Annotated in this window: 21 protein-coding genes; 16 read left to right on the top strand and 5 right to left on the bottom strand. The window is 67.6% G+C overall.

Annotated features, from left to right (window positions below):
• Positions 1-52: 52 nt before the first annotated feature.
• From PSQ40_RS00910 to PSQ40_RS00920, 3 genes are all read left to right on the top strand, one after another.
• Positions 53-1,726: a methyl-accepting chemotaxis protein gene (locus PSQ40_RS00910; RefSeq protein WP_273948001.1), complete on the top strand. Its 1,674-nt coding sequence runs from the start codon at positions 53-55 to the stop codon at positions 1,724-1,726.
• A gap of 45 nt (positions 1,727-1,771) precedes the next feature.
• Positions 1,772-2,275 carry a chemotaxis protein CheW gene (locus PSQ40_RS00915; protein ID WP_273948002.1) on the top strand — a complete coding sequence of 168 codons (504 nt, stop codon included), beginning with the start codon at positions 1,772-1,774 and terminating at the stop codon, positions 2,273-2,275.
• Positions 2,276-2,464: 189 nt separating this feature from the next.
• Entirely contained in the window at positions 2,465-4,228 is a 1,764-nt protein-coding gene (locus PSQ40_RS00920; RefSeq protein WP_273948005.1) for a methyl-accepting chemotaxis protein, read from the top strand.
• 139 nt (positions 4,229-4,367) lie between these two features.
• Here the strand turns inward: PSQ40_RS00920 and PSQ40_RS00925 are convergent, their stop codons facing one another.
• Positions 4,368-5,378, bottom strand: coding sequence for a LacI family DNA-binding transcriptional regulator (locus tag PSQ40_RS00925; RefSeq protein WP_273948006.1), 1,011 nt, complete (start codon positions 5,376-5,378; stop codon positions 4,368-4,370).
• Between the two features lie 389 nt (positions 5,379-5,767).
• Here PSQ40_RS00925 and PSQ40_RS00930 point away from each other — a divergent pair, with 389 nt between their 5' ends.
• The 4 genes from PSQ40_RS00930 (at position 5,768) to PSQ40_RS00945 (ending at position 10,860) form a co-directional block, all read left to right on the top strand.
• A complete protein-coding gene (locus PSQ40_RS00930) occupies positions 5,768-6,943 on the top strand; it encodes an L-talarate/galactarate dehydratase (protein ID WP_273948008.1) in 1,176 nt (391 codons plus the stop codon).
• Positions 6,944-7,089: 146 nt separating this feature from the next.
• Positions 7,090-8,619: a galactarate dehydratase gene (garD, locus tag PSQ40_RS00935; protein ID WP_273948814.1), complete on the top strand. Its 1,530-nt coding sequence runs from the start codon at positions 7,090-7,092 to the stop codon at positions 8,617-8,619.
• A 96-nt stretch (positions 8,620-8,715) separates the two neighbouring features.
• Positions 8,716-9,669: a Bug family tripartite tricarboxylate transporter substrate binding protein gene (locus tag PSQ40_RS00940; RefSeq protein WP_273948010.1), complete on the top strand. Its 954-nt coding sequence runs from the start codon at positions 8,716-8,718 to the stop codon at positions 9,667-9,669.
• A gap of 129 nt (positions 9,670-9,798) precedes the next feature.
• Positions 9,799-10,860, top strand: coding sequence for an SMP-30/gluconolactonase/LRE family protein (locus tag PSQ40_RS00945; protein ID WP_273948011.1), 1,062 nt, complete (start codon positions 9,799-9,801; stop codon positions 10,858-10,860).
• Positions 10,861-10,939: 79 nt separating this feature from the next.
• Here the strand turns inward: PSQ40_RS00945 and PSQ40_RS00950 are convergent, their stop codons facing one another.
• Entirely contained in the window at positions 10,940-11,905 is a 966-nt protein-coding gene (locus PSQ40_RS00950) for a LysR family transcriptional regulator (RefSeq protein ID WP_273948014.1), read from the bottom strand.
• 95 nt (positions 11,906-12,000) lie between these two features.
• Between PSQ40_RS00950 and PSQ40_RS00955 the strand changes: the two genes are divergently transcribed.
• From PSQ40_RS00955 to PSQ40_RS00965, 3 genes are all read left to right on the top strand, one after another.
• Positions 12,001-12,900, top strand: coding sequence for a DMT family transporter (locus tag PSQ40_RS00955; RefSeq protein WP_273948017.1), 900 nt, complete (start codon positions 12,001-12,003; stop codon positions 12,898-12,900).
• Positions 12,901-13,050: 150 nt separating this feature from the next.
• Positions 13,051-14,100: a histone deacetylase family protein gene (locus PSQ40_RS00960; RefSeq protein ID WP_273948019.1), complete on the top strand. Its 1,050-nt coding sequence runs from the start codon at positions 13,051-13,053 to the stop codon at positions 14,098-14,100.
• Positions 14,101-14,423: 323 nt separating this feature from the next.
• Complete coding sequence (locus PSQ40_RS00965; RefSeq protein ID WP_273948020.1) at positions 14,424-14,867, top strand: C40 family peptidase; 444 nt, start codon at positions 14,424-14,426, stop codon at positions 14,865-14,867.
• Positions 14,868-15,053: 186 nt separating this feature from the next.
• Here the strand turns inward: PSQ40_RS00965 and PSQ40_RS00970 are convergent, their stop codons facing one another.
• The 3 genes from PSQ40_RS00970 to PSQ40_RS00980 all read right to left on the bottom strand — a co-directional run bounded on the left by PSQ40_RS00970 (position 15,054) and on the right by PSQ40_RS00980 (position 17,653).
• Entirely contained in the window at positions 15,054-15,470 is a 417-nt protein-coding gene (locus PSQ40_RS00970) for an RNA-binding S4 domain-containing protein (protein ID WP_273948023.1), read from the bottom strand.
• Positions 15,471-15,548: 78 nt separating this feature from the next.
• On the bottom strand, positions 15,549-16,976 hold the full coding sequence (locus PSQ40_RS00975; RefSeq protein WP_273948024.1) for a sensor histidine kinase: 1,428 nt from the start codon (positions 16,974-16,976) through the stop codon (positions 15,549-15,551).
• A complete protein-coding gene (locus tag PSQ40_RS00980) occupies positions 16,973-17,653 on the bottom strand; it encodes a response regulator (protein WP_273948025.1) in 681 nt (226 codons plus the stop codon). The genes PSQ40_RS00975 and PSQ40_RS00980 overlap by 4 nt, the downstream gene beginning before the upstream one ends.
• 189 nt (positions 17,654-17,842) lie before the next feature.
• Between PSQ40_RS00980 and PSQ40_RS00985 the strand changes: the two genes are divergently transcribed.
• From PSQ40_RS00985 to PSQ40_RS01010, 6 genes are all read left to right on the top strand, one after another.
• Entirely contained in the window at positions 17,843-18,907 is a 1,065-nt protein-coding gene (locus tag PSQ40_RS00985) for a porin (RefSeq protein WP_273948027.1), read from the top strand.
• 122 nt (positions 18,908-19,029) lie between these two features.
• Positions 19,030-19,992 carry a Bug family tripartite tricarboxylate transporter substrate binding protein gene (locus tag PSQ40_RS00990; RefSeq protein WP_273948028.1) on the top strand — a complete coding sequence of 321 codons (963 nt, stop codon included), beginning with the start codon at positions 19,030-19,032 and terminating at the stop codon, positions 19,990-19,992.
• 212 nt (positions 19,993-20,204) lie between these two features.
• A complete protein-coding gene (locus PSQ40_RS00995; RefSeq protein ID WP_273948030.1) occupies positions 20,205-20,720 on the top strand; it encodes a tripartite tricarboxylate transporter TctB family protein in 516 nt (171 codons plus the stop codon).
• 22 nt (positions 20,721-20,742) lie between these two features.
• The gene (locus PSQ40_RS01000) at positions 20,743-22,245 is read left to right on the top strand and encodes a tripartite tricarboxylate transporter permease (RefSeq protein ID WP_273948031.1); all 1,503 of its coding nucleotides are present in this window, start codon (positions 20,743-20,745) and stop codon (positions 22,243-22,245) included.
• A 320-nt stretch (positions 22,246-22,565) separates the two neighbouring features.
• Positions 22,566-24,050 (top strand): sigma-54 interaction domain-containing protein, encoded by a 1,485-nt coding sequence (locus PSQ40_RS01005; protein ID WP_409338539.1) that lies wholly within the window; start codon positions 22,566-22,568, stop codon positions 24,048-24,050.
• 226 nt (positions 24,051-24,276) lie between these two features.
• Positions 24,277-25,476, top strand: coding sequence for a substrate-binding domain-containing protein (locus PSQ40_RS01010; RefSeq protein WP_273948034.1), 1,200 nt, complete (start codon positions 24,277-24,279; stop codon positions 25,474-25,476).
• Positions 25,477-25,600: the final 124 nt, after the last annotated feature.

Here is a 25,600-nt window from a genome sequence, read left to right on the forward strand (position 1 = left end):
TCCAAGCGACGCCCTGGAGGCGCGCAGCGATCCGCACATTTCGGAGCTTTGTATGCACGCACTTCGTCAGTTCAAGATCGGGGCCCGACTGGGGCTGGCTTTCGCCGCTGTCCTGCTGTTGCTGAGCCTGCTGGGGGGCTTTGGCATCTACCAAATGAGCCGCGCCAATTTCTATGCCAAGGATTTGGGCACCAACTGGCTGCCCAGCATCAAGGTGCTGGGCGACATCCGGGCTTCCCTCAACGAGGCACGCCGGGCCAGCCTGCGCCACAGCCTCGAGTCCACGCCCGAGGGCAAGCAGAACCAAAAGCGCATCCATGACGAAGCTGTGCAAACCAGGCTGCCCAAGTTGTTCGCGCTATACGAATCGCTGATCGCCTCACCCGAGGAGAAGCAGCTGTACGACAACTTTCAACGCGACTGGGCTGCGTTCCTCACCCTGGAGGAGCGTCAACTCACCTTGTCGTCGGGTGCCGAGGCCCAGCGCGAGGAGGCCCGCCAACTGGCGGTGGGCGAGGCAGCACGCACCTTCTCCGCGGTGTTGGCCGCCGTGAACCGCAGTGTCGAGATCAATGTGGCAGGCGCAGACAGCGCGACCCAGTCGGCTGAACTCAGTTTCCGGCAATCGCTGTGGGTGTCGATGGGGGTGATTGCGGTGGCGCTGGCCATCGGGGCCTTGTTGGCGGTGCTGGTGACCCGTTCCATCACCCAGCCGTTGCGCACTGGGGTGTCGGTGGCCGAGGCCGTGGCCCAAGGCGACCTGCGCTCGCACTTCGACGTGCAGGGCCGCGACGAGCCCGCCGACCTGTTGCGCGCCCTGCAGCACATGAACGAACGCCTGGTGGACATCGTGGGTCAGGTGCGCCTGAGCAGCGACAGCATCGCCACCGGCTCGGCCGAAATCGCCACCGGCAACGCCGACCTGAGCCAGCGCACCGAGCAGCAGGCCAGCAACCTCGAAGAAACCGCGGCCTCGATGGAGGAGCTCAACAGCACCGTCAAGACCAATGCCGAAACCGCCGTGCAGGCCAGTCGCCTGGCCAACGACGCGACCCGTGCCGCCGAACAAGGCGGCACGGTGGTGGGCCAGGTGGTGGCCACCATGCAGGACATCTCGGCCTCGTCGAAGAAGATCGCCGACATCATCGGTGTCATCGATGGCATCGCCTTCCAGACCAACATCCTGGCCCTGAATGCAGCGGTCGAAGCGGCCCGCGCTGGCGAGCAAGGCCGGGGCTTTGCCGTGGTGGCCAGCGAGGTGCGCAGCCTGGCGGGGCGTTCTGCCGAGGCCGCCAAGGAGATCAAGAGCCTGATCTCGGCCAGCGTCGAGACGGTGGAGAACGGCACCGCGCTGGTCGATGAGGCGGGGCGCAGCATGGACGGCATCGTCGACCAGGTCAAGCGCGTCAGCGCCTTGATCAACGAGATCTCCAACGCGTCGCTGGAGCAAAGCAGCGGCATCAACCAGATCGGCGACGCGGTGAACCAGTTGGACCAGGTGACCCAGCAGAACGCCGCCCTGGTCGAGCAAAGCGCAGCCGCTGCCGACAGCCTGAAGACCCAGTCCCAACGCCTGGCGGAACTGGTGTCGGTGTTCCAGCTCAGCGGCGAGGTCGCACACGGGCTGCGGGCCGCACCCAGCCGGGCCCTGGCCAGCAGCCAGCGACCTGCCCTGGGCCACCAGACCCCCCATGCCCTGGGCGATTCATCCTGGTCGTCCCATTGAGTCCCCTCCACCCTTTCACCCACCCGCACTTCAGAAAGTCACGCCATGACCACCGATCTCACCCTGTCCCCGTCCCGTGACCTCCGTGCCGACGATGCGTCGGCGACCAAGGAATTCCTGGCGTTCAAGCTGGGTTCGGAGGAGTACGGCATGGACATCCTGCACGTGCAGGAGATCCGCTCTTACGAGGCGCCAACCAAGCTGCCCAATGCGGCCGATTTCATCAAGGGCGTGGTCAATTTGCGCGGCATCATCGTGCCCATCGTGGACTTGCGCCTGCGTTTCCAATTGGAGCGGGTGGCCTACAACGACCTCACCGTGGTCGTGGTGGTGGCCCTGGGCAACAAGGTCTGGGGCTTGGTGGTGGACGCGGTGTCGGATGTGATTGAACTGGCCCCCAGCCACATCAAGGCCTTGCCTGATTTCACCTCGGCGGTGGACAGCGACTACCTCACAGGCATGGGCTCGGTGGACCAGCGCATGGTCATTTTGCTGGACGCGCCCCGGCTGCTGGCGGGCCTGGATGTGCGCGAGTCTGCGCTGGCGTGAAGCCCTGCTGTTTTTCTTTGACCTTTATCAAGTGGGGTGGGCCCTGGTGGGCTAGTCTTGCCCAGACGACGCCCTGGACGCCACGGGCGACCGCTACGATCGGGCCCAAGGCATTGATTCACGTTTTCCACATCTTGACTCCGATGTTTCACCAAGGCACAACACCAGATCCAAGAAAGAGCCTTTCCTATGCAATTCAATAACCTCAGTGTGGCCCGTCGCTTGTGGCTCACCTTTTCTGTGTTGGTCTTGGTCATGGTGACCATCGCGGGCTGGGCCCAATACCGATCCAACAACGGCCTGACCCGTGCGATGGAAGACGTGATCGCCACCGACGGCCGCGTGCTGGCCGCCAGCCGTTGGAACGATGGCACCTCCGCGGCGCTCAACGCGTCGGTCGCCGCGGTGCTGTCGACGGAGGAAATCGCTGTCCAGCGCCTGTCCAATGACACCAAGGTGCTGGTCGAACGCAACACCGCCATGCTCAAGAACGTCATGGACACCTCGGTGCGGGCCGACGAGAAGCAGGCCATCGAGCGCCTGGCCGAAGAACGCAAACCGGTGCTGGCCGCTTTGGGCAAGGCCAACAACCTCAAGAAGGGCGGCGACAACGCCGGCGCCAAAGACGTCGTCGAGAAGGAGCTGATTCCGCTGACCACCAAGTACATCCAGAACCAGCAGGACTTCGTCAAGTTGCTGGAGAAGAACCGCGATGCGGCGGTGGCCCAGGCCCAGGACACCCGCCGCGACCATGCGCTGATGAGCGCCGTGACCGCCCTGATCGTGGCGGTGCTGGTGTTGCTGGTGGTGGCCCAGTTGGTGACCTCGATCAACCGCCCGCTGCACCAGGCGGTGGAGCTGGCGCAGGCGATCGCGGCCGGCAACCTCACGCAGGAAGCCCACACCGACCGCCGTGACGAGTTCGGTGTGTTGCTTAACGCCATGTCCGACATGGCGCGTCGCCTGCGCGCCGTGGTGGGCGAGGTGCGCACCGGTGTCGATGCGCTGTCGATCGCTTCGGTCGAGATCGCCAACGGCAACCAGGACCTGTCTTCGCGCACCGAGCAAACCGCGAGCAACCTGCAGCAGACCGCGGCCAGCATGGAACAGCTGACCAGCACCGTCAACCAGTCGGCCGACACGGCCCGCCAGGCCAACCAGCTGGCCAGCACCGCGGCCCAGGCCGCGACCCGTGGGGGGCAGGTGGTGGGCCAGGTGGTCACCAGCATGCAGCACATCACCGACAGCTCGCGCAAGATCAGCGACATCATCGGCGTCATCGATGGCATCGCCTTCCAGACCAACATCCTGGCACTGAACGCTGCCGTGGAAGCTGCCCGCGCCGGCGAGCAAGGCCGTGGCTTTGCGGTGGTGGCGGGGGAGGTGCGCTCGCTGGCCCAGCGCAGCGCAGAAGCCGCCAAGGAGATCAAGAGCCTCATCAACGCCTCGGTTGAGAAGGTCGAGTCGGGCTCGCAGCAGGTGGCCGAAGCGGGCGCCTCGATGGACGAGATCGTCAACAGCGTGCGCCGCGTGTCTGACCTGATCGGTGAGATCTCCGCCTCGTCGGGCGAACAACGCGAAGGCATCGCGCAGGTCAACTCGGCGGTCAGCCAACTGGACCAGATGACGCAGCAAAACGCCGCCCTGGTCGAAGAAAGCGCGGCCGCCGCGTCGTCGCTGCGCGACCAGGCCCAGCGCCTGTCGGAGGTGGTGTCGGTGTTCAACGTGGGGCAGGGCAGCCAGGCATCCCATCCGGCGCCGGCTCCGTCGCGCCCGCGTCCGCAGAGCGTGGCCGCCGCCCCGGCGCCGCGCAGCCTGGCCTCGGCCCCGCGTCCAGCGCCTGCCGCGGCCCCGCGTGCCGCTTTGTCCAGCAGTGCCCCGGCCGCTCCGGCCCCCAGCCCGGCGCCGGCCAAGGCCAGCGCCGGCAGCGAAAGCGACTGGGAAAGCTTCTGAGGCCCCGGACACGGGTCACCGGCCTGGGGCCCTCGGCCCCGGGGCCCACGGAGGTCGGCCCCCGACCAGGCCCCGCTGGGGGCTGGGCCGGATCGGGTCTGGAGCTGGTCTGTGCCTAGCTGTGCCGTGCCGAGCGGCCTTAGGTGGCCGCGCGTTCAGTCGAGCGTCGCTCGATGATCGAAAAGCCCATGTCCTGCACCGGCTCGGTCACAGGCTGGCCCGCGCAGCGCTGCAAGATCATCTGGGCCGCGCGCTGGCCGATGCCGGCCCCGTCAACATGCACCGTGGTCAGGGCGGGCACCATGTGGGCCGAGAACTCGGCATTGCCAAAACCGCACAGGGCCAGGTCCTCGGGCACCCGCAGGCCACGGGCCTGGGCCTCCACCAGCACACCTTGGGCCATCTGATCGGAGCTGCAATAGACGGCTTCCAGGGCCGGGCTTTGGGCCAGCAGTGCGCTCAGCGCCTCGCGCCCACGGGCCAGGCCGCTGGGCGCGGGCACCAGGGCGGTGGGCACCGGCTGGCCCCAGCGCGCCTCAAAGCCTGCACAGCGCTGCAGCGCACGCGGGTCGTTGGCGCTCGCGATGCCCACACGCTGGCGTCCCTGACGGCGAAAGTAATCGGCAATCGCCGCCCCCACGGCGGGGTGTGAAAAGCCCACCAGCATGTCCACCGGCTGCGGGCTGAAGTCCCAGCTTTCCACCACCGGGATGCCCGCTTTTTGCAGGCGTTCGCGCGCGGCCGCCGCGTGCACCAGGCCCGTCATGAACAGGCCATCAGGGCGGCGGCTGATCATGGTGTTGATCAGGGCCTCCTCGCGCTGCACGTCGTAGCCTGTCTGGCCCAGGATCAGCTGGTAACCCGACTGCGCCAGGGTCTCGGTCAGCGTCTGCAGGGTGGGCAGGAACTGCGCCACCGACAAGGCCGGGATGATGCCCGCCACCATCTGGCTGCGCCGCGACTTGAGGCCACCGGCCATCAGGTTGGGCAGGTAGCCGGTCTGGGCCACGGCCTCTTGCACCCGGGCAATCGTCTTGTCCGACACCAGCTCGGGCTTGCTCAGGGCCCGCGAGGCGGTGATCAGCGACACACCGGCCAGGCGGGCGACGTCGTGCAGGGTGGCCGCCTTGGCAGCGGAGGAGGGTTTCATGGGCGCAGGCTGAGGCAAAGGAGGCGGTGAGGGGGCAGGGGCGGCCGGCGGACGCCAGGGTTGCAAGCCCGACAGGCCGGCCCAGACCGCATTTTGCGGCATGTTGAGCGCCCCGCGGCGGCAGCGGGTCGGCTGGGGGCTTGGCGGGAAGTCAGGGCAATTACCGAGGGTGAGGGGCTTGATTTCAAAAATGACAACGCTATCATTCGTCCGTTCGAGCCTTTTTGAAGACAAATGGCCTGGTCAGGCCTGCATTCTTCATCAGCTCTCTTTTTATTTTTCGGGGATGACAACGTTGTCATTTGTGCATTCAGGCCGGTCCTGAGGCCCCCAATGACCCCTCCGGACCCACCGCCCCATGGGCCCGCCTTCTGCAAGGAAAGACTTTGATGAGCGCCGTTTCCTCCGTCACCGCCCCCGCCGCCGCGGCCACCGGGGCATCCGACAGCATTGCCTGGGTTCGGGTGTCGTCGTGCTACCTGCCGCTGGCCAACCCCATCAGCGATGCCAAGGTGCTGACAGGTCGACAAAAGCCGATGACCGAGATCGCCATGCTGTTCGCCGAGGTGGAGACCCGCGATGGCCACCGAGGCCTGGGTTTCAGCTACTCCAAGCGGGCTGGCGGTCCCGGGCAGTTTGCGCACGCGCAGGAGATCGCGCCGGCCCTGCTGGGCGAGGACCCCAGCGACATCGCCAAGATCTGGACCAAGCTGTGCTGGGCCGGCGCCTCGGTGGGGCGCAGCGGCATGGGCGTGCAGGCGATTGGCGCGTTTGATGTGGCCTTGTACGACCTCAAGGCGCGCCGCGCCGGGCTGTCCCTGTCCAAGTTCCTGGGCTCGCAGCGCGACTCGGTGCGCTGCTACAACACCTCGGGTGGCTTCTTGCACACCCCCATCGACCAGTTGGTGGTCAACGCCCAGGCCTCGGTGGCGCGGGGCATCGGGGGCATCAAGCTCAAGGTCGGGCAGCCCGACTGCGCGGCCGACATTGCGCGCCTGACCGCGGTGCGCCAGCAACTGGGCGACGCCGTGCCCATCATGGTCGACGCCAACCAGCAGTGGGACCGGCCCACGGCCCAGCGCATGTGCCGCATCTTTGAGCAGTTCAACCTGGTCTGGATTGAGGAGCCACTGGACGCTTACGACTTCGAGGGCCATGCCGCCCTGGCCGCGCAGTTCGACACCCCGATCGCCACCGGCGAGATGCTGACCAGCACGACCGAGCACTTCGAGCTGATCCGCCACCGCGCCGCAGACTACCTGATGCCCGATGGCCCACGCGTGGGTGGCATCACCCCCTTCCTGAAGATTGCCGCCCAGGCCGAACACGCAGGCCTGATGCTGGGCCCGCACTTCGCGATGGAGCTGCACGTGCACCTGGGCGCCATCTACCCGACCGAGCCCTGGGTCGAGCACTTTGACTGGCTGGAGCCGCTGTTCAACGAACGCCTGGAGATCCGCGACGGCCGAATGCAGGTGCCGACCCGCCCCGGTCTCGGCCTGAGCCTCAGCGACCAGGCGCGGGCCTGGACCCGGGGCAGCGCCGAGTTCGGTCAACGCCCCTGAGGCCCAGGCCTGCAGGCCCGTCACCTGACCCCCACCCGACCCCATTTCCTGAGTTTCGATCCGCCATGACGACCCCTGACACCCGCGCCGCCCATGCCAACTTGGTCAGCCCACCCAGCCCGGTGGGCCAGCCGCTCTACATCACCATGCACGAGGCCGACAACGTGGCCATCGTCGTCAACGACGGCGGCCTGCCGGCGGGCACGGTGTTCGCGTCGGGCCTGACCCTGCGCGAGAAAGTGCCCCAGGCCCACAAAGTGGCCCTGCAGGACATCCCCGAAGGGGGCGTGGTGCGCCGTTACAACGTGCCCATCGGCTACGCCTTGCAGGCCATTCCGGCCGGCAGCTGGGTGCACGAGCGCCTGCTCAAGATGCCCTCGGCGCGGGAGCTGGAGGGCCTGCCGATGGCCACCGTGAAGCCCCCGGTGCTGCCCCCGCTGGCGGGCTACACCTTCGAGGGTTACCGCAACGCCGATGGTTCGGTGGGCACGCGCAACATCCTCGCCATCACCCAGACCGTGCAATGCGTGGCGGGGGTGACCCGCTTTGCGGTGCAGCGCATCAAGGACGAGTTGCTGCCGCTGTACCCCCACGTCGACGATGTGGTGTCGCTGGAGCACAGCTACGGCTGTGGCGTGGCGATCGATGCCCCGGCCGCGGTGATCCCGATCCGCACGGTGCGCAACATCAGCCTGAACCCCAACTTTGGGGGCGAGGTGATGGTGGTGTCGCTGGGCTGCGAGAAGCTGCAGCCCGAGCGCCTGATGCCGCCCGGTTCGATCCCGCTGGTGGACGAGCGCGCCGCCGAGCCCGCGCTCGACGTGGTGTGCCTGCAGGACAACGCGCACGTCGGCTTCATGTCGATGGTCGATTCGATCGTGCGCCAGGCGCGCCCGCACCTCGAGCGCCTGAACGCCCGCCGCCGCGTCACCGTGCCCGCCAGCGAACTCGTGGTGGGCGTGCAGTGCGGCGGCAGCGACGCCTTCAGTGGCGTCACTGCCAACCCCGCGGTGGGCTTTTGCACCGACTTGCTGGTGCGCGCGGGCGCCAGTGTGATGTTCTCCGAGGTTACCGAGGTGCGTGACGGCATTGACCAGCTCACCTCGCGCGCGGCCAGTCCCGAAGTGGCCGAAGCCATGGTCCGCGAGATGGCCTGGTACGACGCCTACCTGAACCAGGGCCGGGTTGACCGCAGCGCCAACACCACGCCGGGCAACAAGCTCGGCGGCCTGTCCAACATCGTCGAAAAGGCCATGGGCTCGATCGTCAAGAGCGGCAGCGCCGCCATCAGCGGCGTCATCTCGCCGGGCGAGAAGCTCAAGCAAAAGGGCCTGATCTACGCCGCCACGCCAGCCAGCGACTTCATTTGCGGCACCTTGCAGCTGGCCGCCGGCATGAACCTGCATGTGTTCACCACCGGCCGCGGGACCCCGTACGGTCTGGCCGAGGTGCCCGTCATCAAGGTGGCCACCCGCAACGACCTGGCGCGGCGCTGGCATGACCTGATGGACGTCAACGCCGGCACCATCGCGAGCGGCGAGAAGTCCATCGAGCAAGTGGGTTGGGAGTTGTTCCACCTGATGCTCGACGTGGCCAGTGGCCGCCAGAAGACCTGGGCCGAGCGGTGGAAGCTGCACAACACCCTGGTGCTGTTCAACCCGGCCCCGGTGACCTGAACCGGGCCGAGCGCCCCAATGCGTGACCCAACCCACTGGCCTTTCAGCAAGCCTGCAAGACAGGCGGCCAGTTTTTCAACCCTCTGGAGACAAACCATGAAGAAACTGCTTTGCGCCCTGGCCACCACACTGGCCCTGGGCAGCGCCCTGGCCTGGCCCGACAAGCCCGTCACCTTGCTGGTGCCGTTCCCGCCTGGGGGCTCGACCGACCTGATCGCGCGCTCGCTGGGCCCCAAGCTGCAGGAGAAGCTGGGCGGCACCTTTCTGGTCGAGAACAAGGCGGGCGCGGGCGGCACCGTGGGGGCCACGGCGGCCAAGCGCTCGGCGCCCGACGGGTACACGGTGTTCGTCACCTCGCTGGGGCCGTTGGTGATTGGCCCGCACCTGCTGAAGAACCTGGGCTACGACCCGCTGAAAGACTTTGACTACATCACGGTGGCGGTGCAGGCGCCCAACGTGCTCGCGGTGCCGGCGGCGTCTTCGTTCAAGACCCTGGCGGATGTGCAGGCCTACCTCAAGGCCAATCCCAGCAAGATGACGTTCGCCTCGGCCGGCAATGGCACCAGCGACCACCTGACGGCCGAGCTGTTCTGGCAACAAACGGGCACCACGGCCACCCACATCCCGTACAAGGGCGGTGCCCCGGCCATGACGGACCTGCTGGGTGGCCAGGTGGACGCGTCCTTCATGAACATCAACACCGGCTTGCCCAACATCAAGGCGGGCAAGCTGCGCGCCCTGGCCGTGACCAGCGCCAAGCGCTCGCCGCTGCTGCCCGACGTGCCCACCCTTGAGGAGCTGGGCATCAAGGGCGCCACCGTCTACTCGTGGCAGGCCTTTGCCGCGCCCAAGGGGCTGCCTGCCGACATCAAGACCAAGCTGTACGACGCCATCGTGGCGGGTCTGAACGACCCCGCCATCAAGCCCAAGTTGCTGGAGCTGGGCTTTGAGATCGTGGCCAACACGCCCGATCAGTTCACCGCCTACCAGGCCGCCGAGTTCGCGCGCTGGAAGAAGGTGATCGAGGTCGGCAAGATCACCGCCGACTGACCCCTGCAACGCCCGTTGCGCACCAAGGCGCGCGGGCCCCCCCAGAACTGGGCCACGGGCTCGGCCCTTGCCGAGCCTGTCGCCTGGTCACGCCTGTTTGTTTTCACCCCACTGACTCAAGGAGACGCCATGAACACCATGCCCCCCGCCGACGACCGCCGTCGCCACTTCTTCAAAGCCGCTGCCGGTGCCGGCCTGGCGGTGGCCAGCGGCCTGGCTTCGGCCCAGAACGTGCCCTTCAAGCCCAACGCGCGCTACCCCGATGTGTCGGTCGAGATCCTGGACCCCAGTTTTGCCAAGTACCGCATCTACAGCAGCTCGGTCGAGCAGTTGGCCAGTGGCATGCGCTGGGCCGAGGGCCCGGCGTACTTCCCTGCGGGCAAGTACCTGCTGGTCAGCGACATCCCGAACAACCGGATCATGAAGTACGACGAGACCAATGGGGCCTTCAGCGTGTTCCGCGACAACGCCAACTACGTCAACGGCAATGTGCGCGACCGTCAGGGCCGCCTGATCAGCTGCGAGCATTCGGTCACCCGCCGCGTCACCCGCACCGAGTTTGACGGCAGCATCAAGGTGCTGGCCGACAGCTACCAGGGCAAACGCCTCAACGCGCCGAACGACATCGTGGTCAAGTCCGACGACAGCATCTGGTTCACCGACCCGCTGTTCGGCATCAATGGCGAATGGGAAGGCTCGCGTGCCAAGCCCGAGCAGGCGACCACCAACGTCTACCGCATCGCCCCCGATGGCACGATCAAGGCCGTCATCACCGACATCGTCAACCCCAATGGCCTGGCCTTTTCGCCGGACGAGAAAAAGCTCTACGTGGTCGAGTGGAAGGGCACGCCGTTCCGCAGCATCTGGAGCTTTGACGTGGCCGCCGATGGCAGCGTCAGCAACAAGACCAAGCTGATCGACGCCGCGGGACCGGGCGCCCTGGATGGCTTCAAGGTCGACCGCGATGGCAACCTGTGGTGCGGTTGGGGCAGCAATGGCTCGGCCGACGCCAAGTCCGAGGACCTCGACGGTGTGCGCGTGTTCAACCCGCAGGGCAAGGCGATTGGCTTCATCCGCCTGCCCGAGCGCTGCGCCAACCTGACCTTTGGCGGCCCCAAGAACAACCGCCTCTACATGGCCAGCTGCCATTCGCTGTACGCGCTCTACGTCGAAGCCCACGGCGCGGTGTGATGCGCCCGCAGCGTCCCGCTGCCCCCTGCGCGGGGCTGGACGGAGCCGAGCCAGACCGAGCCCGGGTACCAAACTAGGGTCAAGGGTTCGGTGGCTTGAGGGGGGCTGACGCTGACGGCGATGCCCCTGCCGAGCCGGGCGCCAGGGCCTCCACCAGGTGGTCGATCCAGACCCGCAGCTTGGCGGGCAAAAAGCGCTGTGACGGGTACAGCAGCCACAGTGGGCCGGCGTAGTCGGTCAGGTGCGTCCAGTCGGGCAGCACCCGCTCCAGGTCCCCCGCCTCCAGGGCCCGGTGCGCGCAGAAGCCCGGCAGGCTGGCGATGCCCAGGTGGTGCAGGGCGCCCTCCAGCCGCACCTCGCTGTGGTTGGCCAGGTAGCGTCCGCGCACCTTGACGCTGGCGTGCGTTTCACCGCGCTGGAAGCGCCAGATCTGGTCACCCGGGTGCTCGCCCAGCGCCAGGCAGCTGTGCTGCGCCAGGTCCTGCGGGTGCCGGGGCCGGCCGTGCTGGTCCAGGTACTGGGGCGTGGCACAGATCAGGTGTGGCAACTGGGTCAGTGGCCGCCCCGCCAGCCCGGGGGGCGGGCTGTCGGTGATGCACAGCGCCACATCAATGGCTTCGGCCAGCAGGTCCACTTCGCGGTCGTTGACCACCAGTTGCACGTCCACCTCGGGGTAGCGCTGCAAGAAGGCGGGCACCCAGGGGTGGATCACCTGACGCGCCACCGCCTTGGGGCAACTCACCCGCACCACGCCGCGCGGGCGCGCGGTGTGGGTGTCGCTCAGGGCCAGCACCTCGCGGGCCGCGCCCACCAGGGTCTGACAGCGTGCGTGGGCGGCCTGGCCGGCCTCCGTCAGGCGCAGTCGGCGCGTGGTGCGCTCCAGCAGGCGGACCTGCAGGCGCGCCTCCAGACGTGCCACTTGGCGGCTCACCGCGGACGGGGTCAGCCCCAGGTCACGCGCGGCGCCCGAGAAGCTGCCAGCCTCCACGACGCGGGCGAACACCGCCATCTCCGGCAGGCTTTCCAGGGGGAGATTCATGTTCATGGGGAACAAGTGTTGATCTTGAGGGGGTGATTATCAGTGTGGGGGAATCAGTAGAACATCGCAGTCTTCTGAGTCCCTGAGCCTGTGAGTCCGCTGTGAAGATCGCTTTGAGCCCCATCCTCTGGTCTGCCGCTGCCCGCCGCCACCTGTCCGACGCGATGTTGCTGGGGGTGGCGGCCGTCTGGGGCAGCAGTTACGGCGTGGCCAAGGGCGCCTTGGCCTACTACCCGGTGCTGGGCTTTCTGGCGCTGCGTTTTGGCTTGACGGGCCTGCTCTTGCTGCCGTCTTTGTGGCGGCTGACGGCCGCCCAGTGGCGCGACACCTGGCGCTGTGGCCTGCCGCTCGGGGCCTTGTTGCTGGGCATCTTCCTGGCTGAAACCCATGGCGTCAGCCTGACCCAGGCCTCGAACGCGGCGTTCTTAATCAGCCTGTGCGTGGTGCTGACCCCGTGGGCGGCCTGGTGGCGCCTGGGCGAGCGACCGAGTGCCAGCGCCTGGGGGTGGGGGGGCTGTTCGGTCGCCGGGGCGGCTTTGTTGTCAGGCGGCTGGGACGGCGACTGGGCCTGGGGTGACGCCTTGATTTTGTTGGCGGCCGTGCTGCGGGCATGGATGGTGTGCGAGACGCGGCGCCTGACCCAGCACCGCCCGGTGCCGGCGCTGGCGCTGACCGCCTGGCAGGCTTGGGTGGTGGCCGCCGGCTGTGCCGCCCTGGCCTGGCTCAGCCCCGGCCCCGCGGTGCCGCTGCCCACCGCCCCGGCGTTCTGGGGCGCTTGTGCCTACCTGGTGCTGGCGTGCACGGTGTTCGCGTTCTATGCGCAGAACTGGGCCCTGCGGCACAGTGGCCCCACGCGCGTGGCCTTGCTGATGGGCAGCGAGCCGCTGTTTGGCGCTCTGTGGGCCGTGGCCCTGTGGCAAGAGCAATTGCGGCCACTGCAGTGGGGGGGCTGTGCCTTGATTGCCCTGGCGGTGCTGGGCAGCAGCGTGCGGCGGGGCTGAGGGGCCTGGTCAGGGGGCAGGCCACTGGCCGGCCTTGAGGGGCGCGCCGTGCCAGGCCGCGCACACATTGCATAGACTGGAGGGCTGTGCTGCCGGCCCGCGTGGCGTCCCGTCACCGCCGGCTGGCCCGCGCGTCTCTCCAGTCTGACCATGATCACTTTCTTCAGCACCGAACACCAGCGCCACCATGGCGTCGAACTCAAGGACGCGGCCATCAAGCCGTCGTTCGAAAACCCCGGCCGTGCCGACACCATCCTGCAACAGGTGCGGCAGGCCGCGCTGGGCGACATCCAGCCGGGCCGGGCCCATGACAGCGCGCTGTATGTGGGGGCGCACAGCGAGCGCTATGTGCGCTTCTTGCAGCAGGCCTGGGCCGACTGGACGGCCACTGGCCAGACCCATGATGCCTTGCCCCTGATCTGGCCGGTGCGTGACCTGCGCAGCGACCTGGAGCCCGCCACCATTGACGGCCGGTTGGGTTTTTACTCGATGGACGCGGGCAGCCCCATCACCGCGGGCACCTGGGCGGCGGTCAGTGCCAGCGCCGACCTGGCGCTGACGGGCGTGCAGACCGTGCTCGACGGCGCCCCCTCGGCCTTTGCGCTGTGTCGCCCGCCGGGTCACCATGCGGGCCCCGAGATGATGGGGGGCTATTGCTACCTCAACAACGCCGCCATCGCCGCCCACCACGCGCGCCGCCAGGGCGTGCAGCGGGTCGTGGTGCTGGATGTGGACTTCCACCACGGCAATGGCACGCAGAGCATTTTCTATGGCCGTGGCGACGTGCTGGTTGTCTCTCTGCATGGCGACCCGGTGCACTGCTACCCGTACTTCTCGGGCCACGCCGACGAAACCGGGGCGGGCGCCGGACAGGGGTTCAACCTGAACCTGCCCCTGCCCAAGGGCACGGCCTGGCTGGCCTTCCGCGACGCCTTGGGCGTGGCCGCGCAGCGGGTGCGATCCTTTGCCCCGGAGCTGTTGGTGGTGTCGCTGGGCGTGGACACCTTCGAGCACGACCCGATCAGCCACTTCCGGCTCGCCAGCGCTGACTTTGTGCGCCTGGGCGAGGCCCTGGCGGGCTGGGGCTTGCCCACCTTGTTCGTGATGGAGGGCGGCTATATGGTGGACGACATCGGTCGCAACGTGGTCAACGTGCTGCAGGGGTTTGAGGCCGGTGCGGCGGGGGCCCAACCGCTCTGAGCCCCCAGCCGGGGCAGCGCTGGGTTGGGGGCTTGGGGCCGGGGGATGCACGGTCGCCGCGAGGCCGTTAAGATGCCTTCCGCCGCCTCGGCCCGCGGGGTGGTGACCCCACTGACCCTGAGATGACACGCATGATCCGCCTGAGTCTTTGGCGCTCCGAGCCTGAGTCCGTTTCTGCCCCCCCAGGGGCTGCCGGCGCGGCAGCGGCAGAGCAAGCAGCGCCCGCCTCCGTGGTCGACCCCGCAGCTCGTCGGCGCTGGCTGGGGGGCGCTTTGGTTACCAGTGCGGCCGCCTGGCTGGCTGGTTGTGCTGCGCCACCACCCGTGACGCCCCCTGCGCCCAGCCCGCCTGTGGATTCGCCCGAAGCCGCGGCCGAAGTGCCCGCCACCCTCAGCGAGGCCGACAGCCAGGCCGTGACCCTTTACGCCCTGGGCCTGGTGGGCACGCCCTACCGTTACGGCGGCAACACCCCCGAGTCGGGCTTTGATTGCAGCGGTCTGATCCGCCATGTGTACCGCACCCAGGCCGGCTTGCCGGCGCCGCGCACGGTGGCGCAGTTGCAGGGCTGGGGCCGACCGGTGCCGCCCGCGGCACGCCGCACCGGGGACCTGGTGTTGTTCACGCGCGGGGGGCAGACCTCGCACGCGGGCATTTACGTGGGGCAGGGGCGTTTTGTGCATGCGCCCTCCACCGGCGGCCAGGTGCGCCTGGACGCCTTGAACGCCGCCCACTGGGCGCGACAGCAGGTGGCCTACCGGCGGCCCTGAGGGCCCATCTGCCTGGGCCGTGCGGCCTCCGCCTGAGGGCCCGTGGGGCCAGGGCTGGACCAGGGTCAGGCGCCTGACGGCTCATGACGGGGTCACTGATGAGCGGACCGACCCGCCTCGGGGGCTCCAGGCTGGCGGCTGGCGGACCCGATGTGCTGGCGGGGCAGGCCAGGGCAGGGCGCCCCCTCAATCGATGGACGCGCTCCAGCGTTCGTTCCAGTCGCGGTTGCGTTCGATGTGGCGGCGGTCGCGTTTAGTGGGGCGGCCTTCCGACAGGCTCAGGGCGGGTTCGGGGGCCAGGCGCCGTTGCTCGGCGGCCTGTTCGCGCGCGGCCACGCTGGCGGCGGTTTCTTCGTACAGCTTCTGGGCCGCGGGGGCGGGGCCCCGTTGGGCGCTCAGGCCCAGCACCTGCACGGTGCGCTCGACCGGGCCCTGGCGCAGCTGAACCTGGTCGCCCGGACGCACTTCACGCGCCGGCTTGACGGCGGCACCGTTCACCGACACCCGGCCTTTGCTGATTTCTTCCACCGCGAGGCTGCGGGTTTTGTAGAAGCGGGCGGACCAAAGCCATTTGTCCAGCCGCAAGGAGGCAAGTTCGCTCATGCCTGAATTGTGCCCTGCACGGGCCGCCCGCTGCGCGGCGGGGGTTTTGTGCCCGCAGGGCGGCGTGGCCGGGCTGCCTCAAGGCGCCGCAGCGTCGGCGAGGCGCTGCAGCGGCAGGCGCACACAGGCGTCCAGGCCCTGCACGCGGCCCCCGTGCTCGCGGTTCTTCAGGGTGATGCGGCCGTGCAAGGCCTGCACGATGTCGTGGCAGATGGTCAGCCCCAGGCCCGTGCCGCCGGGCACATCGCCGGTCCAGAACGGCTGGAACAGGCGCTCTCGTTGCTGGGGGCTGAGGCCGGGGCCCTGGTCGCTGACGGTCAGCACGGCGTGCTCCGCGTCCGTCGTCAAATGAATGCCCAAGCGCCCTCCAGGTGGGCTGTGGCGGATGGCGTTGTGCAGCAGGTTGCGCACCAGTTCACGTAGCATCCAGTCGTGAGCGGGCACCGTCAGCGCCGACGCGTGCAGCTCAAAGTCCAGGCTGCGCTCGGCCACCAGGGGCGACAGGTCCAGGGCCACATCCCGCAACACCTCGGCCAGGTCGACTTGCGGTGCATCGCTTTGCTGGCGCAACTGCTCCACCTTGGCCAGGGCCAGCATCTGGTTGGCCAGTTGGGTGGCGCGCTCCACGGTGTCGTTGATCTCCAGCAGCGCGGTGTGGGGCTCGACATCGCCGCGCAGCGCAGACTGCACCTGAACCTTGAGCACTGCCAGCGGCGTGCGCAGCTGGTGCGAGGTGTCGCGCACGAAGCGCTTCTGGTGGTCCAGCAGGCTTTGCAGGCGCACCATCAACTGGTTGGTGGCGTCGATCAGGGGCAGCAGCTCGCGTGGCGCGTCGGGGGCGCTGATGCGGTTGAGCTCGCCCTCCTGGCGCTGTTGCAGCTCGGCGCTGATGCGCCGCACCGGTCGGGTGGCGCGCTGCACCACGGTGGTCACGATGACGATGATGACCGCCACCAGCACGCCCTGGCGCAGCAGGGACGCCAGCATGATGTCGCGCACCATGGTGTCGCGCAGGCCCACGGTTTCGGCCACCTGCACCATCGCCATGCCCCGCCCGTTTTCGCTCACCACCGGTTGCAGCAGCACCGCCACCCGCACCCGGTCGTCGAGGTAGTGGTCGTCGTAGAAATGCACCAGCGCCGAGTAGCGGCTGGGGGGCAGTGCCTGGCGTGGCCAGGCGGGCAGGGCTTCGAAGCCGCTGACCCACTGGCCGTTGACGTCCGAGACGCGGTAATACATGCGGCTTTGGATGTCGGTCTCGAAGGCCTCCAGCGCCGCGTGCGGCACCCTCACCTGCAGGCGGGCCAGCTCGTCATAGCCCTCCACGGTGAGCAGTTCTCCGATCGATTTGGCCGAGGCCAGCAGGGTGCGGTCGTAGGCCGACTGCACGGCTTTCTGGGTGTCGGTGTAGAGCGTCCAGCTGTTGATCAGCACATAGACGCCGATCGGCACCAGCAGGCCCAGCAGCAGGTAGCGGCGCAGCGAGAGGCGGCGTGGCGCGTTCATGTTTCGGCCTTGAGCAGGTAGCCCAGCCCGCGCAGGGTCATCAGGCTGACCTGGGCTTGGGTCAGTTTCTTGCGCAGGCGGTAGACCACCACCTCAATGGCTTCCAGCTGCACGGTCTCGTCGTCGGGGAACACCAGCGCAAACAGGCGCTCTTTGCTCACCGCGTGACCGGGGCGGCTGATCAGGACCTGCAGCAGGGTTTGCTCGCGCGGGCTGAGGTCCAGCACCTCGCCGCGCAGGTAGAAGGCGCCGTTCTCATTGTCGAACTCGAGGTCACCCAGCTGCTGGCGTTGCTCGGGCGCAGGGACTGCCGGCGGCTGATGGCGCCGGTGCAGTGCGCGCAAGCGGGCCTCGAGTTCGTCGAGGTCAAAGGGCTTGGCCAGGTAGTCGTCGGCCCCGCTGTTGAGGCCGATGACCCGGTCGCCCACGGTGCCGCGCGCGGTCAGGATCAGCACCGGCGTGCGCAGCCCCGCCCGGCGTGCCTGGTCCAGCACATGCAGGCCGTCCAGCCCGGGCAGGCTGAGGTCCAGCACCACCACATCAGGTTGACGCTCTTGCCAGCAGGCCAGGGCCAGTGAACCGTCCTCACAGAGGCTGACCTCGATCTGCCGCCGCGACAGGGCTCGCTGCAGGGCGGTTTGCATCGAGCGGTCATCTTCGATCAGCAGGAGCTTCATGGGAGGGCGTTAAAAATCTAGGGTTAACCCTGAAAAATGGGGGTGGGGGCCCCCTGGCACTGTGGCGAGGCGGCGACAGAATCATCATAAACAGCGCACTGTCACGTCTCGACAGCAGATTGACAGGTCGTTTACATAGCATCGCGCTGCAGTCCTCCAAGACGCATCAACCCATAAGGAGACACCTACGTGAAAAAGACTTCTTTGGCCCTGGCGGCCGCCAGCCTGTTGGCCGCTTCGGCAGCCCAAGCGCAATCGGTCGAGATCTTCGGCCTGCTTGACCTCAACTACCTGCATGTGAACAGCGATGGCAATGGTTCCATCAACAAGATCGGCAGCGACGGCAACCTGTCCAGCCGCCTCGGTTTCCGTGGCACCGAAGACCTCGGTGGCGGTCTGAAGGCTGGCTTCTGGCTTGAAGGCGCCCTGAACCCGCAAGACGGCTCTGGTGGCACCACCAGCACCACCAACCAGCCTGGCGGCTCCGCCGGCAGCGGCGGCTTCACCTTTGGTCGCCGTTCCACTGTCAGCCTGAGCAGCCAGTATGGTGAGCTGCGCGTGGGCCGTGACTACGTGCCGGGTTTCTGGAACCTGTCGCACTTCAGCCCCTTCGGCACCAACGGCATTGGTTCGTCGAGCTTCCTGTTCTACCCCGTGCCCAGCGGCGCGCGCATCACGCATGTGCGTGCGTCCAACTCGGTGGGTTACTTCCTGCCCAAGCTCGGTGGTTTCTATGGCCAGGCCATGATGGCCTTCGGCAACAACCCCTCGACCGCTGGCGCCAAGAGCGACGACGGCAATGTGACCGGCATCCGCCTGGGTTACGAACAAGGTCCGTTCAACATCGCTGCAGCGACCAACCGCACCCAGAACGTGACCCTGGGCAACTACACCCAGCGCAACATCGGCGCCAGCTACAACTTCGGTGTGGTCAAGGCCATGGCGCTGTGGGGTGAGAACATCACGGGCGTGCAGAAGACCACCACCAAGCTGATTGGTGCCCATGTGCCGGTCGGCCAGACCGGCCAAGTTCGCCTGGCTTACTCGACCCTGAGCGCCAAGGGCGTGGCCAACGACGCCAACCACCTGGCCCTGGGCTATGTGCACACCCTGTCCAAGCGCACCGCGGTCTATGGTCACTATGCGCGCATCAGCAACAAGAACAACGGCACCGCTTTTGACCTGGGCCTGGGCGTGACCCGCCCGGGTGGCAGCAGTACCGGTTACGAGTTCGGTATCCGCCATTCGTTCTGAGTGTCGGCTCGCGCAGCCCGGCGGGCTGCGCGAACGGGGCCAGGCGCTTGAAGCCGTTAGCATCAAGACGCCGAGCCTGGCCCCGGCGCAAATCCATCCATAACGAGACAAGAGACAACACCATGCGTCGAAGCGAATTTCTCCAATCCTTGCTGGGCCTGGCCTTGGTGGGCGGCCTCAGCCAGAACGCCGCCCATGCGGCCAACAACCTCAAGATGATGGTGCCAGCCAACCCCGGTGGTGGCTGGGACACCACTGGCCGAGCCCTTGGCAAGGCCTTGCAGGACAGCGGCGGCGCCAGTGCGGTCAGCTACGACAACAAGGGCGGTGCGGCCGGTGCCATCGGCCTGGCCCAGTTCGTCAACGCCAGCAAGGGCGATCCCAATGCCCTGATGGTGATGGGTGCGGTCATGCTGGGCGGCATCATCACCGGCAAGCCGCCCGTGTCGTTGTCGCAAGCCACGCCGCTGGCCCGACTGACGACCGAATACAACGTGTTTGTGCTGCCGGCCAACTCGCCCTTCAACTCGATGAAGGACCTGGTGGCCCAGTTGCAGAAAGACCCGGGCAGCATCAAGTGGGGCGGCGGTTCGCGCGGCTCCACCGAGCATATCGCCGCGGCCATGATTGCGCGTGCCGTGGGTGTCGACCCGGCCCGCATCAACTACGTGGCCTTCCGCGGGGGTGGCGAGGCCACCGCGGCGGTGCTGGGTGGCAACGTCACCGTGGGCGGCAGCGGTTACAGCGAATTCGCCGAGTACATCAAGGCCGGCAAGATGCGCCCCTTGGCCGTGACCTCGGGCAGCCGCATCAAGGGCATCGATGTGCCCACCCTCAAGGAGCAGGGCATCCCGGTCGAGATCGGCAACTGGCGCGGTGTGTACGGGGCCCCGGGCATCACCCCGGCGCAGCGTCAGGCGCTGATTGACTTGATCGTCAACGCCACCAAGCACCGCACCTGGCAAGAACTGCTCGAAAAGAACGGCTGGACCCCGGCCCTGTTGACCGGCGATGCGTTCGGCAACTTCGTCGACGACGAGTTCGCCAGCCTGCGCGCCACGATGGTCAAGTCCGGCATGGTCTGAGCCCAGGCCAGGCAGCGCGGCCCACGGGGGCTTGTGGCTGCCGGGCCGGCCCCGATGGCCGGCCGCCCCCGTCCCCGGCCGGTGCTGGGGGGGCCCCCGTCGGGGGCCCGTTTCACTGAATGATTTTCTTCTGATCCGAGCCCTTGGGGCTGCACCGGAGCGGCTTTTTGCTGCTGCCGTGGCAGTGCCGGGCCTTGTTGGAGCTTCTCCCCATGTCCACTCACTCCTCAAGCTCTCCACGCTGGCAAACCGCTGTCGGGCTGGCCGCGCTGCTGTTGTCCGCCTTGCTGGCCTGGGGCGCGATGGGCATTTCGGCCGAGGCGGGTTACGCCGGCGTCGGCCCCAATTTCCTGCCCTGGATCGTCACCGGTGCGATGGCCCTGTGTGCCGTGGCGCTGTTGGTGCAGAGCCTCAGTGGTGGTTTTCGCCACCTTGAGGAAGCGTCAGGCGCCGAGCGCGGTCACTGGGGCGGTTTTGCCTGGGTCAGCGCAGCCTTGCTGATGAACGCCCTGTTGATCACCACCCTGGGCTTTGTGCTGAGTTGCACGCTGTGCTTTGTGCTGGCCGTGCGGGGCTTCCGCAGCGCGGAGGACCGCCTGGATCTGAGCCTGCGCGCCCTGTTGCAAGACACGTTGATCGGCCTGGCGATCTCAGCCCCGGTGTACTGGATGTTCACCAAGCTGCTGGCCATCAACCTGCCGGGTCTGACCGGCACTGGCTGGCTGTGAGCCGGTCCTTTGGAGAGTGAACATGGACATCTGGAACCAATTGCTGAACGGGTTCGCCACGGCGGCCACCCCGATCAACCTGTTGTGGGCCTTCGTGGGCTGCCTGATCGGCACCGCGGTGGGCGTGTTGCCTGGCATCGGCCCGGCGGTGGCGGTGGCCATGCTGCTGCCCATCACCACCCAGGTCGAGCCGACGGCCTCGATGATCTTCTTCGCCGGCATCTACTACGGTGCCATGTACGGCGGCTCGACCACCTCGATCCTGCTCAACACCCCGGGTGAGGCGGGCTCGATGGTCACCGCCATGGAAGGCAACCGCATGGCCAAGCACGGCCGTGCCGGGGCCGCGCTGGCCACCGCCGCCATTGGCTCGTTTGTGGCTGGCACCATTGCCACCGTGCTGGTCACGTTCTTCGCCCCGCTGCTGGCGCGCTATGCCGTGCTGCTGGGCCCGCCGGAGTACTTCTTGCTGATGGTGCTGGCCTTCACCACCGTCAGCGCGGTGCTGGGCAAAAGCACCTTGCGCGGTCTGACGGCCTTGTTCGTTGGCCTGGCTTTGGGCCTGGTCGGCATCGACCAGATCACCGCCCAGGCGCGCTACACCGCGGGCGTGCCCGAGTTGATGGACGGCGTGGAAGTGGTGTTGATTGCGGTCGGTTTGTTCGCGGTGGGCGAGGCCTTGTACAACGTGCTCTACGAGGGCCGGGTCAAGGAAACCCGCAACCCGCTGACCAGTACCCACATGACACGGGCCGAGTGGGCGCGCTCGTGGCCGGCTTGGCTGCGGGCCACCTTCATTGGCTTCCCCTTCGGCACCATCCCGGCCGGTGGCAGCGAGATCCCGACCTTCCTGAGCTATGCGACTGAAAAGAAGCTGTCGCGCCACCCCGAGGAATTCGGCACCACGGGCGCCATCGAAGGCGTGGCCGGCCCCGAGGCGGCCAACAACTCGGCCATCACCGCGACCCTGATCCCGCTGTTGACCCTGGGCATCCCGACCTCCAACACCACGGCCATCCTGCTGGGCGCGTTCCAGAACTACGGCATCCAGCCGGGGCCGCAGTTGTTCGACACCAACGCAGGCCTGGTGTGGGCGCTGATCGCGTCGATGTACATCGGCAACGTCATGCTGCTGGTGCTGAACCTGCCCCTGGTGGGCCTGTGGGTCAAGCTGCTGCGCATCCCCAAGGCCTACCTGTACTCGGGCATCCTGGTGTTCGCGACGCTGGGGGTGTATGGCATGCGCCAGTCGGCGTTCGACCTGGTGCTGCTGTATGGCATCGGTCTGTTGGGCGTGTTGATGCGGCGCTTTGATTTCCCGACCGCTCCTGTGGTGGTGGGCATGATCCTGGGCCCCTTGGCCGAAGCCCAGATGCGCAACGCGCTGTCGATCGGCGAAGGGCGCTGGGACATTTTCCTGCAACGCCCGATGTCGCTGACCCTGTTGGTGCTGGTGGTGTCGGTGCTGGTGCTGCCGCGCCTGATCAAGCGCTGGGCTGATCGGCGCGCCCTGGCGCGGCTTTGAGCGGGCCACGCGGCTGAACAGTTGGGCGGGCCGACGCTGGTTCGGTGCGGCTGGCCAGCCCGCTTCGAGGCGGGCGCCCCGCCCGCGGCCACCCGCTGAGGTGGCCGGGTCGCAGAAATCACGGTCACCGCTCGGCACCGGGGACCCGCGGGCACGCTACCATCGCGCCCATGCCCGCGCCTTCTGCCCCTGACGTGCCCTCCACCCAGCCCCGCCCCGAGCCTGCGCGCGGGGCCCCACTGGCGGCTTCGGCGGCCGCAGCGTCCCACGAGGCGCTGCCGCTGGACGGCGACAGCATCCTGGCGCTGGCGGCGCGGTCGATGTTCCAGTTGTTTTCCAGCATCAGCCAGGGCATGTTCCTGGTCGATCACACCGGGCGCATCGTCTGGGTCAACGAGGGGTACCGCCGCTTTCTGCCCGCGCTGGGTTTCTCGTCGATCGAGCAGTTTCAGGGCCATCTGGTCGAGGAGGTGATCCAGAACACCCAGATGCGCCGGGTGCTGGAGACCGGCGAGCCGATCCTGATCGACCTGCTGACCAACAAGGCCGGCACCTTTGTGGTCAGCCGCCTGCCTTTGCGTGACGAGGGCGGGGCGGTCATTGGGGCCATCGGCATCGTGCTCTTTGACCACCCCGAGACCACGCTCAAGCCCCTGATCAGCAAGTTTGCGCGCCTGCAGCAGGACCTGGACGACGCGCGCCGCGAGCTGGCGGTGCAACGCAAACGAGGCCTCAGCGCGCCCGATGGCCAGCGCCGCGCCAAGTACACCTTTGCCAGCTTTGTCGGCACCAGCCCGGCCGCCGTCGAGGTCAAGCGCCAGGCGCGCCGCGCGGCCCAGTCGGCCAGCCCGGTGCTGCTGCTGGGCGAGACGGGCACCGGCAAAGAACTGCTGGCGCACGCACTGCACACGGCCTCGTCGCGTGCCGACGGCCCCTTTGTCAGCGTCAACATCGCGGCCGTGCCCGACACCCTGCTGGAGGCCGAGTTCTTTGGCGTGGCGCCGGGGGCCTACACCGGCGCCGACCGCAAGGGGCGTGAGGGCAAGTTCCGCCTGGCCGATGGCGGCACCCTGTTCCTCGATGAGATCGGCGACATGCCGTTGAACCTGCAAGCCAAGCTCTTGCGCGCCTTGCAGGAAGGGGAGATTGAGCCGCTGGGCAGCAACCGACTGCTGCCCTTTGACGCGCGGGTCATCGCGGCCACCTCGCGCGACCTCTCGGCCCTGGTGCGCGAGGGGCGCTTTCGCGAGGACCTGTACTACCGCCTGGGGGTGCTGCCCATCCGTGTGCCCCCGCTGCGCGAACGGGTCAGCGACATCGTGGCCCTGGTCGAGGTGCTGGGTGAGGACATGGCGCTGCGCAACAACAGCGCCCCGCCCGAACTGTCGCCCCCGGCCATCGCGCTGCTGCAGGCGCAGCCCTGGCGCGGCAACATCCGGGAGTTGCGCAATGTGCTGGAGCAGGCCGCGTTGCGCAGTGAATCGGGCCAGATTGACGTCGGGCTGCTGCAAGGCGTGTTGCAGGACTCGGGGCTGGACCCGGTGCTGGCGGTCAGGCCTCCGCCCGCGGCTGGTCCGGCCCCGGCTTTGACCGCGGCGCCAGCGCCCCACCACACGGTCCCTGTCGACACGGCGGACGCGGAGGAGGGCGCCGCGATGCCACCCTTGGCCGAGCAAGTGGCCGCGCTGGAGCGGCAAGCCATCGCCCGGGCGCTGCGCCACACCGGTGGCAACAAGGTGGCGGCTGCGCGCCTGCTGGGCATCTCGCGCGCGACCCTGTACGAACGGCTGGGTGAGGCACGCTGAGGGTGGGGCCTCGGCTTGCGATCTCGGGCTCGTTGGGGGCGAGCCGCTTGAGGGCTTGCCGACTGTCTGAAAATCATCCATATGACTGAAATTCAGGCATTCAATGTGTCTGAAATTCAATCAATTGATCCGGTTGGGTGAAAAATTCGTTTGAAATCAAGGCCTTTTGACCTGGCACGCCCTGTGCAATCGTGGTGCCTGACCGCCAACACAACAGGAGACTTCCATGCATCGACGTGCTCTCATCGGCCTGCCCGCGCTCGCCGCCCTGGTTTGCAGCGCTTTCGGCGTCAGCCCGGCTTTCAGCCAGACGGGTGACATCCGCATCGCCCACATCTACAGCAAGACCGGTCCGCTCGAAGCCTATGGCAAGCAGACCCAGACCGGCTTCATGATGGGTCTGGAGTACGCCACGGGCGGCACCATGGCGGTCAACGGCCGCAAGATCGTGGTGCTGGAGAAGGACGACCAGGGCAAGCCTGACCTGGGCAAGTCGCTGCTGGCTTCGGCCTATTCGGACGACAAGGCCGACCTGGCCGTGGGCCCGACCTCGTCGGGCGTGGCCTTGGCCCTGCTGCCGGTGGCCGAGGAGTACAAAAAGATCCTGATCGTCGAACCCGCGGTGGCCGACAGCATCACCGGTGACAAGTGGAACAAATACATCTTCCGCACCGGCCGCAACAGCTCGCAAGACGCCATCTCCAACGCCGTGGCCCTCGACAAGCCCGGCGTCACCATCGCCACCCTGGCGCAGGACTACGCCTTTGGCCGCGATGGCGTGAAGGCCTTCAAGGACGCCTTGAAGAACGCCAAGCTGGTCCATGAGGAATACCTGCCGACCAGCACCACCGACTTCACCGCCGGCGCCCAGCGCTTGATCGACAAGCTCAAGGACCAGCCCGGCCGCAAGGTGATTTTTGTCATCTGGGCCGGTGCCGGCAACCCGTTCAAGATCGCCGACCTCGACCTCAAGCGCTACAACATCGAGATCGCCACCGGCGGCAACATCCTGCCCGCCATGGCCGCCTACAAGAACTTCCCCGGCATGGAAGGCGCGACCTACTACTACTTCGGCATCCCGAAGAACCCGGTCAACGAGGCCCTGGTGGCCCAGCACTACAAGCAGTTCAAGGCGCCGCCGGACTTCTTCACGGCCGGTGGTTTCTCGTCGGCCATGGCGGTGGTGACCGCGCTCAAGAAGACCAATGGCGAGACCAGCACCAACAAGCTGATCAAGGCCATGGAAGGCATGAGCTTTGACACGCCCAAGGGCAAGATGACCTTCCGCGCCGAGGACCACCAGGCCCTGCAGAGCATGTACCACTTCAAGATCAAGGCCGATCCGGCCTTTGCCTGGGGCGTGCCGGAGCTGGTGCGCGAGATCAAGCCCGAAGAAATGAACGTGCCCATCCGCAACAAGCGCTGAGCCTGTTGTGCCGACCCACCGGGGCCTGAGGCGCTGGTGGGGTCGGTGTGAAGCCCCCGGCGCGTCTGGCCTTGCTGCCCGCGCCCCCACCGTCCCGCAACACCGCCCTGCGCCTGGGCGGGTT

Origin of the sequence: Curvibacter cyanobacteriorum, from assembly GCF_028649475.1 — a bacterium.
GTDB classification, from domain to species: Bacteria; Pseudomonadota; Gammaproteobacteria; order Burkholderiales; family Burkholderiaceae_C; genus Curvibacter; species Curvibacter cyanobacteriorum.